A 15,487-nucleotide genomic window follows, 5' to 3' on the forward strand; every position below is an offset into this window, starting at 1 on the left:
TCAATGCATCTACGTCTATGTAACCTCCCGTACGATGGGGGCGTCAAGTGGGAGGTGGGCGATGCCACACGCGGACAAGGGCGTGACCGCAGCACAGGTCGCCGACGAGTTCAGCCGTACGGCGAAGGTTCTCGTACGTCACTTCAACGAGCGTCTGGGCGAGCACGGGGTGTCGACACCGAGATCCCGCCTGGTGGTGGAGGTGGCGCGGTCGCAGCCGGTTCGTCTCACCGAGCTCGCTCTCGCGGTCGGCATCGCGCAGGGGACCGCCTCCACCCTGGTCGACGCGCTCGTCCGCGACGGACTGCTCGAACGCCAGACCAGCGCGGACGACCGCCGGTCCGTACTCCTTCGAGTGACGGCGCAAGGGGCCGCCCTGGCTCAGGACTGGACGGCCGGCTATGAACTGGCGGCGGAAGAGCTGTTCAGGCCACTCACCGCCGAGCAACTGTCAACACTGGTCGACATCTTGCGGACGCTCAGCGCCGACGAGGCGCCGGCCGCCGGCGACTGAAGAAGGCCTTGCCTGCGCGTGGATCGCCGGAGCGCCTCGCCGCCGATGATCTGCGACCGCGAAGGCGCAGGTGGTCTACGTCTTCCCTGAACCTCCGGTCATCCGTAGACCCTCAGCCGAGTGACAGTCCTGCGACCGGACTCACCCGGGCGGCCCGGCGTGCGGGGAGAACGGCGGCGAGGAGTCCGGCCAGGGCGGCGATGAGGACGACGACGCCGAGCGACAGCCAAGGGATGTGCATGGTGGCGTCGCGGAGGGCCGGTTTCACGATCGTCTCGCAGGCGACCCAGGCGAAACCGACGCCGAGCACGGTGCCGAGCACGGTGGCCACCAGCGACAGCAGGACGGCCTCGGCCGCCAGCATCCGCCGGAGCTGCCCGCGGGTGAGCCCGAGCGCGCGCAGCATCGCGTGTTCGCGGGCACGTTCGAGCACGGAGAGCCCGAGGGTGTTCGCGATCCCGATCAGGGCGATCACGATGGCGATGCCGAGCAGGCCGAGCGCTGACCAGGTGTAGATCTGCAGCTGCTGGTCCAGCGACTCCCAGGTGCGCAAACCGTTCTCGATCGTCGCGCCGACGGGATCGGACAGCTCGTCCAGGTCGGCGCCGAGCCGAGCCGGGTCGGCGCCGGTGGAGGCGCGGATCCAGACGGCACGCGGCTCGGGGGCGTCGGTGAGCGTCGCCAGCGTCTCGGGCGCGACCACGCCGGCCGGGCCCCAGCCGGTGCCGACGGCCACCTGCAGCTGGATTCGCCGGTCGCCGGCGCGCACCGTGACCCGGTCACCCGGCCGCGGAGTCAGGCCCTTGCCGAAGGCGTCAAAATCAATTCTGATCTTCCCTGGCTCGACCCGTGCGAACACTCCGCCGTCGCGGGCCACCTGCCCGGCGGTGGGCGCGGTGACGACCGGGATGGGGTCGTGGAGCCCGGCCACCTGGGCCACGGCGCCATACACGGGAATCGCCCGCTCCACACCGGGAGTGCGACGTATCCGGGTGAGGAGGTCAGTGGTGAGCGGACCCTTGGGCGACGTGAGCGTGATGTCTATGGGGTGGTCTCTGCCGATCTGCTCGTTCAAGGACGTCCGCCATGTGGCCATCCCGGTGAGTACGGCGCTCGTCAGGGTGACGCCGACCAGCAGGGAGGCGGTGGTGGTGGCGGTCCGGCGCGGATGGTGTGCGGCGTTCTCGGCCGCGAGCCGTACGGTGGGGCCGAGCGGCGCGCCCGCGATCCGGACCAGGCGGGGGACGAGCACCGGACCGGAGAGCAACACCCCGGCGAACACCGATCCTCCGCCTGCCAGCATGAGCGCCGTGCTGCTCCTGTCCATCGCCACCCCCAGCAGGGCCAGTCCGATGACCAGCAGGAGCGCGGGTCGCGCCAGGCCGGTGCGGGTGCGCGCGTCCACCCCGGCGTCCGGGCGCAGCGCCGCCAGCGGGCTCACCCGGATCACGCGCCGGGTCGGCAACCAGGACGCGACCATGGTGACCGCCAGGCCGACGGCGAACCCTCCCAGCAGCCAGGGCACGGGCAGCTCGGCGGCGCCCATCGGCACGGCGGACGCGAGGGCGTCGATCAGGGCGATCAGCCCGTGGCCGAGACCGACGCCGACCAGTGTCCCGGTCAGCGACGCGAGCACGCCGACGACGGCCGCCTCGCGGCGTACGGAACGCACCACCTGCCGCCGGGTCGCGCCGACGCAGCGCAGCAGCGCGAAGTCGCGGAGTCGTCGCGCGAACAGGATGGAGAAGGTGTTCGCGATGACGAGGATCGAGACGAAGAGCGCGATGCCGGCGAACAACAGCAACATCACCGACAGGCTGTCGACCCTGTTCTGCACGTGGGTCAGCCGCTCAGCGGTGAACGCCTCCGGCGACAGCGCCTTCGCGCCTTCAGGGAGCGGGCCCACCTCGCCGCGCACCGCCACCGAGCCCAGATGGAGGTGGTCGCGCCACAGCAGCAACTGGGGCCAGGTGACGTACATCGAGGCCTGGGCCGGGGGAGAGGGCGACTCCACGAGACCGACCACCTGGACGTCGGCCGCGGCGGCTCCCACCCCGATCGTGATCCGGTCGCCGACCGCGAGGTCCTCGGCCAAGGCGGCATACACGTCCACCGCGGCCTCGCCCGTACGCGCAGGGAAACGGCCCGAGCTGAGCTCCTGCCAGCGCCACACCTGCGAGGTGGCGATCGGCCCTACGGTCGTCGTGTCCGAGAGCTTCCGGCTCCCGGCGTGCGCCGGAAGCGTCGCCCGGCCGATCGCGGACGCGTTCTCGCCGTGCCGCTCGGTGAAGGCGATCACGGCCTCCGGGTCCAGCTCGGACGACGGCCACCCCTCGGGGGAGACCACGTGCTCGGCATTGCGGTACGGCGCCCCCAAGCCGTCCATGAGCCCGCTTCGCGCGCCGGAGGAGAGCATGCCGACCACGACGACGAAGGCGACGGCGACGGTGACCGCGACCGCCGCCGCGACGTACCTGCGGCTGTACGTGCGCAGCGACGCGAGGAAGACGGCACGCATCAGGCGATCCGCCCGTCCTGCATGGTGACCACGTGGTCGGTGTACGCCGCCGCGTCCCGCTCGTGGGTGACCATCACGACGGTCTGGCCGAGTTCGCGTGCCGAGCGGCGCAGGTGGTCCAGCACCTCCGCCGACGTGGTGCTGTCCAGGTTTCCGGTGGGCTCGTCGGCGAACAGCAGGTCCGGCTGTGTGATCAGGGCGCGCGCGATCGCGACCCGCTGCTGCTGTCCGCCGGACAGCTCCGCGGGCCGGTGCGCGAGCCTGTCGGCCACGCCGAGGATGTCGGCGAGCAGGCGGACGCGTTCCCGCGCAGCGTCGTCGATCCGGCGGCCGCCCAGTTCGAGCGGGAGCACGATGTTCTCGCCCGCGGTGAGCATCGGCAGCAGGTTGAACGACTGGAACACGAAGCCGACGTGCTCGCGGCGGAAGATCGTGAGCGCGTCGTCGTCGAGCGATCCGAGGTCGGTGCCTGCCACCGTGACGGTGCCGCCGCTGGCCTGGTCGAGTCCGGCCAGGCAGTGCATCAGCGTGGATTTACCCGATCCGCTCGGGCCCATGATCGCGGTGAACCCGCCTCGCGGGAGGTCGAGGTCGATGCCGCGCAGTGCATGGACCTGGGTTTCGCCCCGGCCGTAGGTCTTGGTCAGGTTCCGCGCGCGGGCGGCCACGGCGCCGGGGCTCGCGGCCGTCCGGGGAAGCCGCGCGGCCGGGTCATGCCGTGAGCCGGTCACTGCCGGGTCCTCGCTTCGCTGTGGGCCATGCCCGTAGTCAAGGCGGCGCGGTGTTGTCAGCGCGTATGCGGTTTCCGATACGCCGGCGATACGCCCGGGCTCCTAGCATCGAGTGCATGCGTGTGTTGATCGTCGAGGACGAGCCCTACCTGGCAGAGGTCATCCGCGACGGGCTGCGCCTGGCGGCGATCGCCGCCGACATCGCCGGTGACGGCGACACCGCGACGGAGCTGCTGAGCGTCAACGCCTACGACATCGCCGTCCTCGACCGCGACATCCCCGGCCCCTCGGGCGACGAGATCGCCAAGCGCATCGTGGCCTCGGGCAGCGGCATGCCCATCCTCATGCTCACCGCCGCCGACCGGCTCGACGACAAGGCCTCCGGGTTCGGGCTCGGGGCCGACGACTACCTCACCAAGCCCTTCGATTTCCAGGAGCTCGTGCTCCGCCTCCGGGCACTCGACCGCAGGCGCGCGCACAACAGGCCGCCCGTACGCGAGATCGCCGGCCTGCGCTTGGACCCGTTCCGCCGCGAGGTCCACCGCGACGGCCGCTACGTCGCGCTCACCCGCAAACAGTTCGCCGTGCTGGAAGTCCTCGTCGCCGCCGAAGGCGGTGTCGTCAGCGCGGAAGAACTCCTGCGGCGGGCTTGGGACGAGAACGCCGACCCCTTCACCAACGCCGTCCGCATCACGGTCTCGGCGCTGCGCAAACGGCTCGGCGAACCGTGGCTCATCGCCACCGTGCCCGGCGTCGGCTACCGCATCGACGTGGGAGACGAGGGTGGATAGGGCGCGCGGGACGAGCGTCCGGCTCAAGCTCACCCTCAGCTACGCCGGGTTCCTCATGCTCGCGGGCGCGTTGCTGCTCGCCGCCGTGTGGGTGTTCCTCCTGCGGTACGTGCCCGACGGCTGGCCCGCCCTTCTCTACGTGGCGCCCAACCGCATCCTCCTCCTGGGGGCCTTCGCCCCCGCGGCGGCCGCGGTGATGGCGTTCCTGCTGGTGTTCGGCCTGCTGGGAGGATGGTTTCTCGCCGGACGCATGCTCGCCCCCCTGACCCGCATCACCGACGCCACGCGCATGGCCGCGAACGGATCGCTCTCCCACCGGATCCGGTTGCCCGGCCGCGCGGACGAGTTCCGCGAACTCGCCGACGCCTTCGACGCCATGCTCGTACGGCTCGAAGCACACGTCGCCGAGCACCAGCGATTCGCGGCCAACGCCTCACACGAACTCCGCACCCCGCTGGCGATCTCACGGACGCTTCTCGACGTGGCCCGCCGCGATCCCGACCGTGACACCGGCGAACTCGTCGAACGCCTGCACGCCGTCAACACCCGGGCGATCGACCTCACCGAGGCGCTCCTCATGCTCAGCCGCGCCGACCGGAGATCCTTCGTACGGGAACGCGTCGACCTGTCCCTGGTCGTGGAAGAGGCCGTCGAGACACTGCTCCCGCTCGCGGAGAAACGCGGTGTCACCATCGAGACCTCAGGTGAGATCACCCCGGTTGAGGGGTCGCAGGCGCTCCTGCTGCAACTGGCGACGAACCTGGTGCACAACGCGATCGTGCACAACCTGCCCGTACAGGGAACCGTGTGGATCAGAACCGGCATCGGCCCTGAGGCGCTCACCGTCGAGAACACCGGCGAGAAGCTGTCTCCAGAGGTGGTCCCGGCACTCACGGAACCGTTTCAGCGCGGCACGGGAAGAGTACGCGACGACCACGCGGGCGTCGGACTCGGCCTGGCCATCGTCAAGAGCATCACCCACGCGCACGACGGAACACTCACCATCGTCGCGCGCCCCGCGGGCGGGCTCGGCATCGCCGTTCAACTACCCGCGTGCAATCGATGAGCTGCGACTGCAGAACCAATCGCCCGTCGATCAGCGTCGCCTGTCGATACCGGAGGTGAGTACGGACTTCGGGCGGGAGGCTGTCCCCGGTGCTTCGAGCACGGCTCACGCCCCAGGCGGCGAGGGCCGGCAGTGCGGTTCCGCCCAACCCGCCGGCCCGGCGCGGTGCGTCAGCCGGAGCTGGTGATGACGGCGAAACGGGCACCGTGCGGATCGGACAGGGATGCCATCCGGCCCACGCCCTTCACCTCCTCCGCCGGGCTGCGGACCGTGCCGCCGAGCTCCTGGCACCGGGCCACTGCCGCGTCGCAGTCGGGCACTTCGAAGTAGGTCAGCCAGTGGGGCCGGTCGCCGGGTGCGAGCGGCGCCAGACCTGCCACAGACGAGCCGGTGCCCGGCGCGCTGCCGAACGGAGAGATCAGCTGATAGGTCACATCACCCATCCGCGCGTCCTCGAACCGCCAGCCGAAGACAGACTTGTAGAAGCCGCGGACGGCCGAAGTGTCGGACTCGCGGAGCTCGATCCAGGCCATCGAGCCAGGCTCGTTGACCAGGTCCACGCCCGGCACGTCGCCGGGCAGCCAGATCGCGAACTCGGCGCCGGCCGGATCCCTGAACCGTGCCATCTGTCCCTGGGATGCCATGTCCACCGGCGGCATGAGGACGGTGCCGCCCGCCCGCTCGACCGTCTGGCTGGTGGCCTCGCAGTCCGACACCAGGAAGTAGGGGGTCCAGGCAGTGGTGACCGCCTCTCCCATAAGCGCGCCGATTCCCGCGACGTTCCTGCCGCCGAGCTGGCAGAAGGCGTATTCGGGCACCTGCTCCTCGAACTCCCAGCCGAACAGGCCGCCGTAGAACCGTTCGGCGGTCTCCAGGTGCGGGCTGTCGAGCTCGACCCAGCACGGTGAGCCGGGCACGAACCGGGTGGTGAGCATCGGTGCTCCTTCATCGCCATGTGAGGGTGGACAGCCTCGCGGAGCGGGAGGCAACTCCACTCGTGGCTCCAAGCGTGGCATGACTACCTGCGAAGACACGGGTGACACGCTTTCCCGAGAAGAGGTACGAACGATCACGTAAACAGGCCGGCGCCTACGGCGGGCAGCAACGTCGGGAGCGCGGCGAGGATCATTCTCATTTCTCTGGGGAGCACGTATCCGGCCTTGTGTGGCCGGCTCGAAGCAAAAAGGGTGAGCCGGCAATGCCGACCTGGTCTTCAGGACGCTCCTTGTGGCGTGCAAGTCCCCCACAAGATCCATTGATCATGATGGGGCCGTAACCATAACGGGAGGACATGTCATGCGCGCTCGCGTAGGTTTGACGGCCGGAGTGCTGGCGGGACTCTGTCTCGGGGCGACGGGGATGGCCGTGGCGTCAACGCAGAACACGGACACAGGAGTGATCACTGCCTGTGTGCGGGAAGACGGGACGGTCAGGATCCCCCCGGGGGCCCTGCCGCAGTCGACAGCGCCGCAGTCGATCGCCACGGTAAGCCCCACGCCGTTTCCCACCAGCGGAGGCGTCTGCGGGGTCCGTGAGCGGGAGATCACCTGGAACCAGTCCGGCCCGGTCGGCCCCGCGGGCCCGCAGGGAGACATCGGTGCCCAGGGACCACAGGGGGATCGCGGGGCTCCCGGTCTGTCGGAGGTGGAGACGGTGATGGGGTCGACGGTGTCCATCGCCCCCGGCGGTTCCGATAACTCCACCGCGCAGTGCCCGCCGGGCAAGATCGTCATCGGGGGCCGGTACCAGCTGCTTGAGGAGACCCGTGAGCTTTACAGTGATGCCGAGGTCCGGATCCCGGACATGGGTACCGGTCCCTTCAACACGTACTGGCACGTGCGTGTGAGAAACGTGAGCGACGAGGTGGTCCGGATCCGGCCCTGGGCGACGTGCGCGAAGGTCGGCCAGTAGCCGAGCCGGCAACGGCTGTAACGCTGGGTGGTGGCCGGCGGTGTGGCCGAACAGCTCCTGGACCTCGGCCAGCGGCACCCCGGCATCGGAAGCGGCGGTGGCGGCGTAGCTCTCGCGGTGTACTGGGATTCGCCCTGCTGAGCCAGCGTGGCCCTCTTCGGCAGCCACCTCAGCCGTGGTCATCGGGGGAACAGAGCACTGGCTTCGGCCATGTCGGCACGTATCTGTGCCATTCCTGGTCGGACAGGTCGGAGCGGGTGGCCGCGCATACCTGCCCGGCCACCCGCTCCGGATCGGTGGTCCACAGCAGGACGTCGCCGGTGACTCCGCCGGTCATCAGGCCGTTCGGGGTGTACGCGACGCCCGCGAAGCCGGTGCCCGCGCTGAGGATCGTCGTCGTCGACCGATCGGCCGTGTTCCACAACCGGACTGTCTTGTCCAGGGATGTGCTGGCCAGTTCGCGGCCGTCCGGGGAGAAGGCCAGTTTGAGGACTTCGCCGGTGTGGCCCGTCATCGTGGCGATCAGCCTGCGGTCGGGGATGTCCCACAAGCGAACGGTCTTGTCGTCGCCCGCGCTGGCCAGCAGCCTTCCGTCATGGCTGAAGACGACGTCACGCACCACACTGGTGTGGCCTGTCAGCGGCTCCCCGGTCGCGGTCCGAGTCGTCACGTCCCACAGGCGGACCGTCTTGTCGTTGGCGCCGGTGGCGAGGGTGCGGCCGTCAGGGCTGAACGCGATGAGCGCTTCTGGAGACCCGGCAGGTGGAGGTGTCGGCGCCGTCCTCGGCCGCGTGGGTCGACGCCGAAGCGTGCCGGGGCCAAGTCACTTCGCCGATGGCCGGAGAATGTCGGACAGTGGGAGGTGGACCAGTTCGCCGGATGCCCGGGCTGCCCGCCCAAGCCGGGCGGCGCCAGGACCCACCCCACGACGGCACGTTCACCGTCACGCTCACCGCGAGCGACGGGGTCAACGCGCCGGTGAGCGACTCGGCGCGGGTCCGGCTGCGCAACGCGCCGCCGCGGCCGTCCATCACCGGTCCCGCGCCGTGGTCCGTCCATCGTGCGGGCACGCCGGTCAGCCTCACGGCGCCCTTCACCGATCCGGGCGCCAACGACACCCACACCTGCGCGATCGTCTGGGACGACGGTCGTACGGACTCCTTCGCCGCGCCGGGCGGCGGCAAGGTGAGCGCCCGCCTCACCGGCACCGATTTCGACCTCGACGCCACCGAACTCGAGTGGCTGGTGATCACGCCGGACGGCAAGGCGGCGGTCAAGGGCAAGGCGACCGTGGCCGGTCGGAGCGGGTACGGCTTCGTCCTGTACGGCCATGACGAGCCGGACAGACTGCGTCTGGTCGTGTGGCCGCTCAGCCAGGCACCGTACCCGGGCGGCCCGCCGGCGTACGACAACCGGCGGGTCGACGAGTTCGACATCGACCGCTTCGATCCTCAGACCGTCACCGGAGGGAACATCACGGTGCACCACTGAGCTACGCCCGCCCTGTCATGCGCGAGCGTGACAGGGCGCAGCCGTCACTCCGGGCACGTCCGGGGGCCGACGCTCTGCCCGGCACCGACGACGGTGACCTGGAGGAGCTTCTCCGGCGACGTGGCGCCGGCCGTGCACACGATCTGGTCGACGGCCAGCGGGGACAGTTCGCCGGCAGGAGTGGACAGGGTCACCGTCACGTGGCCGACCGGCTCGGCGGTCACCGAGAACGGGCCGGCCTCGGACGGGACGTCGGTGGTGAATCCGCGCGCCTGTTCCCTCGCGGTGGGTCCGGCCGCGAGCAGCGCGAGCGTGTCCGCTTCGAACAGTGGACGACCACCCGGTCCGGGCCGCGTCACCGCCAGGAGCCGGCCGTTCCTCACCAGGTAGAGGGTGATCGTCGTGGTGGGCGCGACGCCTCCGCTCGGCGGGTCGCCGGCGGGGATGACGTCGCTGGGCCGCACACCGCAGCCGGCCACGGCGACGAGCGCTACGAGACCCGCGGCGAGCACGCGGCGGGCCGGCCCGGTCCTCACGCGGAGCCTCCGTCCGGATCGTGGGTCCGGCAGGGCAGGCGCAGCGTGAACACGGCGCCGCCGTCCGGGGCGTTGACGACAGTGAGGTCACCTCGGTGCAGGCGCGCGTTCTCCCGCGCGATGGCGAGGCCGAGGCCGCTGCCTTCCGACCTGGCCCTGGCCGCGCTGGCCTTGTAGAACCGGTCGAACACGTGCGGCAGCACCGCTTCGTCCAGCCCCGGTCCGTGGTCGCGGACCTCGAGAGCGACCCACCGCGGATCGGCGGAAAGCCGTACCGACACCGGCGGCTCGCCGTGCCGCAGGGCGTTGCCGACCAGGTTCGCGAGGATGACGTCCACTCGGCGCGGGTCCAGGCGCGCCGTCACCCCGGGGGGAAGCTCGGTGTGCACGGACTCCGACCAGCCCCGGGCACGCAGGGTCGCGCGCACCAGCTCGGCCACGTCGACCTCGTTCAGCGCGAGGGTCGCGACGCCCGAGTCGAACCGGCTGATCTCGATGAGGTCGTTCACCAGCCCGGTGAGGTTGAGCGTCTCCTGGCTGACCAGCCTGGCGGCCCTGCCGGCGTGCTCGGGCAGCCCGGCCGCCTCCTCGTCGAGGACGTCGGCGACCGCGGCGAGCGCGGCCAGCGGGGTGCGCAGCTCGTGGGACACGTCGGCCACGAACCGGCGCGAGTCGGCCTCCATCTCACGGAGTTGCTCGACGTGCCGTTCCAGCTCCGCGGCGGTGTCGTTGAACGTGCGCGCCACGTCGGCCAGCTCGTCGGAGCCTCGGACCGCGACCCTGGCCCGCAGGTCGCCCTCGCCCAGCAGGCGCGCCGCCCGGCCGAGCTCGCGCACCGGGCGCAGCACGCCACGAGTGGCCAGCGACGCCAGGACGACCGCGAACACCAGGGCCGCCCCGCCGGTGAGCCAGGCCCAGGCGGCGAGCCCGTCGATGCTGCGCTGTTCGGGAACCAGGCTGTGGGCGGTGTAGACCTCGATGCCCGACACCCGCGTCGTCCGGTCCGGCTCGGTGATCACCAGAGGCGCGCCGATGATCAGGAAGGGCTCGCCCTGCCACACCACGCGTTGCCACGCCATGCCGCCCTCGGCCACCGTCCGCCGCAGCTCGGGTGAGATCGTTCCGGGAGCCAGGCCCGGCGCACGCGGCGGACGGCCCGGCACCGCCTGTCCCGGCGGCGGGCCGGCCGGTGACTGCGCACCCTGGTAGAAGGCGACCGCGGAGCTGTTCCGGTCGGTCATGGCACGGGCGATCTCGCCGAGCTCGGCCGGGCCCGGCGTCGCACTTCGCAAGGGGTAGAGCGCCTCCAGCCGGCTCCGCATCGCCTCCACCGCGGCATCCTGGGTCCGCTGCAGGATGTCGTTGCGGGCATGGACGTAGATCCCGCCGGCCACCCCTGCCGCGGTGACCACACACAGCAGGGCGAACGCGGACAACAGCCGGGCACGCAACCCCAGGCTCGGCCACCGTGCCACCGGCGGCTCACACCGGCCCGAACCGGTACCCGAACCCACGCACCGTCTGAACGTAGACGGGCGCCGCCGAGTCGTCCTCGATCTTCGCGCGTAACCGCTGCACGCACGCGTCCACGAGACGCGAGTCGCCGAAGTACCCGTGCTCCCACACCGACTCCAGCAGCTGCTGGCGGCTGTGCACCCGGCCGGGCGTGCCGGAGAGTTCGAGCAGCAGGCGCAGCTCGGTCGGGGCTAGGCTGACAGGCGCGCCGCGCTTGGCGACCACCAGCCCGGCGCGATCGATGGTCAGGTCCCCATACCGCTCCAGCTCCGCCTGGTCCCGCCCGATCCGCCGGAGAACCGCGCGAATGCGTGCCTCCAGCACCCTGGGCTGCACCGGCTTGACCACGTAGTCGTCGGCGCCCGCCTCCAGCCCGGCCACCACGTCCATGTCGTCGCCGCGCGCGGTCAGCATGATGATCGGCACCTCCCGGGCGGCCCGGATGCGGCGGCAGACCTCGAACCCGTCGATGCCAGGCAACATGAGATCGAGCACGACGACGTCGGGAAGGTCCACGCGCAGCCGGTCCAGCCCCTCCTCGCCGGACTCCACCGCCCGCACCCGGTGTCCATGCCGGGTCAGGGCCAGCTCCAGGCCCTCCCGTACGGCCGGGTCATCTTCGATCAGCAACACTCGCGACACGCCGCCGAGTTTCACAGCACGCTCCGTACCTCGCCCGCCGGTCAATCCCTCCACTGTCGGCCAGCCGTGTCCCCGCCTCGTCAGCACCGTGTCATGGTTGTATCACGGTCGCACCCGGCGCCGGCCGCCGTCGACGAACGGTGACATGCGGCGGACGGCGCGCGCGCATCCGGCGCCGATCGTTGTTCGTCATGAACGAACCGCGAACCATCCCACTCCGGCCCCGTGACCGGCTGTTCGCCGCGGTCACGCTGGTGCTCGCCGTGCTCCTGCTGCCCGTGGGGTTCGTCCGCCATCCGGGCCGTGCCCGCGAACTGGCGTGCCGCTGGGCGTTGGGGATGCGATTCCCCGCCGAGGACCTCACCGGGCTCACCGACGGCGCCATGGCGGCGTTCACCGCGGCACGCACCGAGGCGCTCTGGCGTCACGGCCAGCTCGTCGGCCTCACCTCGGGATACCGCGACCCCCAGGTCCAGCAACGCATGTTCGACGAGGAGGTACGCCGCTCCGGCTCCCCGGCCTCGGCCCGCATGCTCGTGTTACCGCCGGCGGAATCCGGCCACGTCAAGGGCATCGCGCTGGACGTACGCCCCCGCGAAGGCGCGCGCTGGCTGGAGGAGCACGGCGCCCGCTACGACCTCTACCGCGTCTACGACAACGAGTGGTGGCACTTCGAGCACCGCCCGGACCGCCGCGGCACGCCACTGCCACGACGCCCCCACCCCGGCGTGAACCCCATGGCCGAGAACGGGGACCAGATGTAGCCCCTGTCCGTCAGGACGTTCAGCCGTCGGGGTACGAAGGCGTGTCGAGGTCGCGGATGCGCGAGTGCCGCGCCTGGAACCAGCCGGTGGCGAGGTCGGTTTCGGTGATCCGTCCGATCAGTGCCAAGGCGGAGCTGACGCTCTCGTGCGCTTCCACGGGGTCGACGTTGTCATCGGTGATCTCGAAGCGCAGCCCGTCCATCAGGTGGTCGAGCGCGTGCGGATCGTCGCCGAATCTACGATCAGGAGAGTCGGGCTCGAAGGAGACGATCATGCGCCCGTCGCGGGCGTACTTGAAGTACTCCCTGCCGTGGATGTCCATGCTGAAGCTGATGGCCTGACGGCCGCCCTGGGTGACGGACAGCAATCGCGCGTCATCGTCGTAGGGCCCCGGCACGATCCCGATCCACCCGTTGACCTCGGCCACCCAGCGGGAGCCGTCGTCGATGTGGTGGTCGAGGATCTCGCTCAGGTAGCAGGGGGTACGGGTGGCGAGGTCCAGGCGGAAGGCCGGGGCGAGGGTGTCGAGGTCCGTACCCTTGATCCACAGGGCGCAGAATCCCAGCATCCACAGGTCGTCTTCGTCGAGTCCCTCGGTGAAGATCGTCGAGACGAGAAGGTCGTACAGATAGGTTCGTGACCGCATGGCTGCCTCTCGACCTGGGGCGTTCCCCAAGACGCCTTCTCCAGGTGGTGGGTTACGGAGTGCTGTCGATGGCCGTGATCTTTTCACACCGAAGAAGTCACGCGCGGGAACCGGTTGTCGCAGCCCGGGACCCGACTGGTAAAAGCCCAGCCAGCAGCCCCGTTCAGGGGATATCTGGGGAAGGTACGGGCGAGCCGTTGGGTTTGTACCTACGGGAGGGTGCTGAAGCGGTACCCGACTGTGGGCCTGGTGCTCTCCCAGCCGCCGATCGCTTTGGGGGGATGACCATGGCTATCCGCTACTACCTAGTCGGCGCGTCCATCCGCTTGGTGCAGCCGGAGCCGGGAGACGGCTTCGAAAACGGCGAATCAGCGTCACGCCGACGCCGCCGCAGTAGACGACGCCGCCGTTGAGCGGTCCAGTGTCAGGGTATCCCCGCGTCTCAGGGGAGCCCTGACGGCACTTCTGTGACGAGTTCCCAAGGCTTCGAGCCGGACGCTCTGGCGATGGCGAACTTTTACCTCCGGCATCGGGGCAGTGGACGAAGCCGGGGGGATTTCTGTGGCGAGGCCCCTTGGACATCGCGGCTCGCCGTTCTCGCGTCCAACGGTGCCGCCGTCGTCTTCACCTGGGGAAGACGCCACACAGGGGGAGACTTCCGATGGTACGAAAGGCTCGTCTGGCTCTGGTCGTGATGCTGGGCGTGGGAGTGGTCGCCCTGAGCGCGGCCGCGCTGGGAGCGATGATGCCGGCGCGGGACGGTGCGCCGGCCGGTGCCGTGATCAAGAATGCCGAAGGCCAGACGGTCGGCTCGCTCCAGGTGGAGGACGCCGGGAACGGCAAGTCCAGGATCACGGTCGGGGTGACGAACTTGCCGGCCGGTTTTCACGGCTTCCACGTCCACGCCAAGGGCGTCTGCGACGCGCAGTCGAAGGACCCCGACACCGGCAGCCCCTTCTTCAGTGCGGGAGGACACTTCGACCTGGGCTCGCAACCGCACGACCGGCACACCGGAGACCTGCCCAACCTGCTGGTCGGCGCGGACGGCACCGCCACCGCCTCATCGGTGACCGACCGTTTCCAGGTGGCACAGCTCTTCGACGGCGACGGCAGCGCCATCATGATCCACTCCCTGGCCGACAATTACGCCAACATCCCCGACCGCTACCGGAACGCGGAAGGTGAGGCCGGGCCCGACGCCGAGACTCTGAAGGCCGGCGACTCCGGCAGCCGCATCGCCTGCGGTGTGATCACCAGAGGCTAGCGGGGTCCACGCCCTCCCACGCGCCTTGACGTCGGGAGCCTGAAAAACGTCGATGTGATGATGAACCAAACCGCCGGTGGCGTAGTCGATCAGATAGAACCCTTGGCAACGGCGGATCGCCGCCCGAGCGAAAGGTGATCCTTATTGGATCGGCGCGCTCACCGCCTTCACCATCATCTGATTCCGGCCGGCTCCGCGGCCGTCGTTCACCCGATCACCCAAGGAGTGTTCATGTCCACGCTGGTGTTAGTCCACGGTTTCTGGCACGGCGCCTGGTGCTGGAACGAAGTCGTCCCCCATGTGGTGGCCGGCGGCCGCCTGACCGTCGCGGTGGACATGGCGGGGCATGGGCTGTACGCCCGCCGTCCTCGATGGTCAACCGAACAGCCGTACACCCCCGAGGCGGTCGGGACCGAGGTCTCGCCCGTGGCGGACGTGACTCTCGACGAGGCGGCCGAGTTGTTGACCTCGCAGATCAAGCGGATCGGCGGTGGCGAGCCGGTCACGGTGGTCGCCCACAGCGCGGCCGGTCCCGTACTGACCCGAACGGCGCAGCGGACACCCGAACTGGTGGCGCACGCCGTCTACCTCACCGCGTACATGCCGGCGTCGGGCGTGTCCGCGGCGGCGTACACACGGCTTCCCGAGGCCGCCGACGACCGGGTCGCGCCGTTGCTGCAGGGTGACCCGGCCGCCATAGGCGCGCTGCGGCTCGACTTCGCCACGGACGACGCGGTCTACCGGCAGGGGCTTCGCGAGGCGTTCTACGGAGACGTGGACCCTGTCCTCGCCGACGCCGCCACCGGCCTGCTGACACCCGACGGCCCGATCGGCGTCATGCTGGGCGCCACCACCCTGACCCGCGACGGCTGGGGGTCGGTGCCGCGCACGTACATCGTCTGTACGCGGGACATGGCCATCCGGCCGGGCCTGCAGGCGAAGTTCGTCGCGGAGGCCGACGCCGCGTTCCCGGACAACCCGACCTCCGTCGTCACGCTCGACGCCTCCCACTCGCCTTTCCTCTCCAAGCCCGGCGAACTGGCCGGCATCCTCACCCCGCTCGGCTGAAACCACGGCGTAGGACACCCATGTACGGCC

General features: G+C 70.4%; 16 protein-coding genes and 1 pseudogene. 8 read left to right on the plus strand and 9 right to left on the minus strand.

Going from position 1 to position 15,487, the window contains the following annotated elements:
- Nucleotides 1-82: 82 nt before the first annotated feature.
- Nucleotides 83-514 (plus strand): MarR family winged helix-turn-helix transcriptional regulator, encoded by a 432-nt coding sequence (locus FR742_RS11025; RefSeq protein ID WP_261808473.1) that lies wholly within the window; start codon nucleotides 83-85, stop codon nucleotides 512-514.
- A gap of 112 nt (nucleotides 515-626) precedes the next feature.
- Here the strand turns inward: FR742_RS11025 and FR742_RS11030 are convergent, their stop codons facing one another.
- Both FR742_RS11030 and FR742_RS11035 read right to left on the minus strand, forming a co-directional pair.
- Complete coding sequence (locus FR742_RS11030; RefSeq protein ID WP_148030863.1) at nucleotides 627-3,032, minus strand: ABC transporter permease; 2,406 nt, start codon at nucleotides 3,030-3,032, stop codon at nucleotides 627-629.
- Nucleotides 3,032-3,763, minus strand: a complete 732-nt coding sequence (locus tag FR742_RS11035; RefSeq protein WP_148030864.1) for an ABC transporter ATP-binding protein — start codon at nucleotides 3,761-3,763, stop codon at nucleotides 3,032-3,034. The genes FR742_RS11030 and FR742_RS11035 overlap by 1 nt, the downstream gene beginning before the upstream one ends.
- Nucleotides 3,764-3,879: 116 nt before the next feature.
- Between FR742_RS11035 and FR742_RS11040 the strand changes: the two genes are divergently transcribed.
- Nucleotides 3,880-4,554 (plus strand): response regulator transcription factor, encoded by a 675-nt coding sequence (locus FR742_RS11040; protein WP_148030865.1) that lies wholly within the window; start codon nucleotides 3,880-3,882, stop codon nucleotides 4,552-4,554.
- Nucleotides 4,547-5,620, plus strand: a complete 1,074-nt coding sequence (locus tag FR742_RS11045; protein ID WP_222708892.1) for a HAMP domain-containing sensor histidine kinase — start codon at nucleotides 4,547-4,549, stop codon at nucleotides 5,618-5,620. The genes FR742_RS11040 and FR742_RS11045 overlap by 8 nt, the downstream gene beginning before the upstream one ends.
- A 170-nt stretch (nucleotides 5,621-5,790) precedes the next feature.
- Here FR742_RS11045 and FR742_RS11050 read toward each other — a convergent pair whose 3' ends face one another.
- Complete coding sequence (locus FR742_RS11050; protein ID WP_148030866.1) at nucleotides 5,791-6,555, minus strand: VOC family protein; 765 nt, start codon at nucleotides 6,553-6,555, stop codon at nucleotides 5,791-5,793.
- Between the two features lie 733 nt (nucleotides 6,556-7,288).
- Here FR742_RS11050 and FR742_RS11055 point away from each other — a divergent pair.
- Nucleotides 7,289-7,531 carry a hypothetical protein gene (locus tag FR742_RS11055; RefSeq protein WP_148030867.1) on the plus strand — a complete coding sequence of 81 codons (243 nt, stop codon included), beginning with the start codon at nucleotides 7,289-7,291 and terminating at the stop codon, nucleotides 7,529-7,531.
- A 169-nt stretch (nucleotides 7,532-7,700) separates the two neighbouring features.
- On the opposite strand, the gene FR742_RS11060 is transcribed toward FR742_RS11055, so the two are convergent.
- Nucleotides 7,701-8,201, minus strand: coding sequence for a WD40 repeat domain-containing protein (locus FR742_RS11060; RefSeq protein WP_148030868.1), 501 nt, complete (start codon nucleotides 8,199-8,201; stop codon nucleotides 7,701-7,703).
- Between the two features lie 6 nt (nucleotides 8,202-8,207).
- A pseudogene (locus FR742_RS46525) lies at nucleotides 8,208-8,270 on the minus strand (hypothetical protein); the annotation flags it as partial.
- 140 nt (nucleotides 8,271-8,410) lie between these two features.
- Here FR742_RS46525 and FR742_RS11070 point away from each other — a divergent pair.
- Nucleotides 8,411-9,022 carry a hypothetical protein gene (locus FR742_RS11070; RefSeq protein WP_148030869.1) on the plus strand — a complete coding sequence of 204 codons (612 nt, stop codon included), beginning with the start codon at nucleotides 8,411-8,413 and terminating at the stop codon, nucleotides 9,020-9,022.
- Nucleotides 9,023-9,066: 44 nt separating this feature from the next.
- On the opposite strand, the gene FR742_RS11075 is transcribed toward FR742_RS11070, so the two are convergent.
- Genes FR742_RS11075 through FR742_RS11085 form a run of 3 tightly spaced genes read right to left on the minus strand, consistent with a single transcriptional unit; the run spans nucleotide 9,067 to nucleotide 11,715 of the window.
- Entirely contained in the window at nucleotides 9,067-9,558 is a 492-nt protein-coding gene (locus tag FR742_RS11075) for a hypothetical protein (protein ID WP_222708893.1), read from the minus strand.
- Complete coding sequence (locus FR742_RS11080; RefSeq protein ID WP_148030870.1) at nucleotides 9,555-11,033, minus strand: HAMP domain-containing sensor histidine kinase; 1,479 nt, start codon at nucleotides 11,031-11,033, stop codon at nucleotides 9,555-9,557. The genes FR742_RS11075 and FR742_RS11080 overlap by 4 nt, the downstream gene beginning before the upstream one ends.
- 7 nt (nucleotides 11,034-11,040) lie before the next feature.
- Nucleotides 11,041-11,715 (minus strand): response regulator transcription factor, encoded by a 675-nt coding sequence (locus FR742_RS11085; RefSeq protein WP_187281087.1) that lies wholly within the window; start codon nucleotides 11,713-11,715, stop codon nucleotides 11,041-11,043.
- A gap of 191 nt (nucleotides 11,716-11,906) precedes the next feature.
- Between FR742_RS11085 and vanY-N the strand changes: the two genes are divergently transcribed.
- Nucleotides 11,907-12,479, plus strand: a complete 573-nt coding sequence (gene vanY-N, locus FR742_RS11090; protein ID WP_148030871.1) for a D,D-peptidase/D,D-carboxypeptidase VanY-N — start codon at nucleotides 11,907-11,909, stop codon at nucleotides 12,477-12,479.
- A gap of 19 nt (nucleotides 12,480-12,498) precedes the next feature.
- Here the strand turns inward: vanY-N and FR742_RS11095 are convergent, their stop codons facing one another.
- Nucleotides 12,499-13,125, minus strand: coding sequence for a DUF6461 domain-containing protein (locus tag FR742_RS11095; protein ID WP_148030872.1), 627 nt, complete (start codon nucleotides 13,123-13,125; stop codon nucleotides 12,499-12,501).
- A gap of 661 nt (nucleotides 13,126-13,786) precedes the next feature.
- Between FR742_RS11095 and FR742_RS11100 the strand changes: the two genes are divergently transcribed.
- Together FR742_RS11100 and FR742_RS11105 are read left to right on the plus strand one after the other, a co-directional pair.
- A complete protein-coding gene (locus FR742_RS11100) occupies nucleotides 13,787-14,389 on the plus strand; it encodes a superoxide dismutase family protein (RefSeq protein WP_148030873.1) in 603 nt (200 codons plus the stop codon).
- 231 nt (nucleotides 14,390-14,620) lie between these two features.
- Nucleotides 14,621-15,457, plus strand: a complete 837-nt coding sequence (locus tag FR742_RS11105; RefSeq protein WP_148030874.1) for an alpha/beta fold hydrolase — start codon at nucleotides 14,621-14,623, stop codon at nucleotides 15,455-15,457.
- Nucleotides 15,458-15,487 lie beyond the last annotated feature (30 nt).

It is taken from the genome of Nonomuraea sp. C10 (assembly GCF_008017515.1).
Taxonomy (GTDB): domain Bacteria; phylum Actinomycetota; class Actinomycetes; order Streptosporangiales; family Streptosporangiaceae; genus Nonomuraea; species Nonomuraea ferruginea.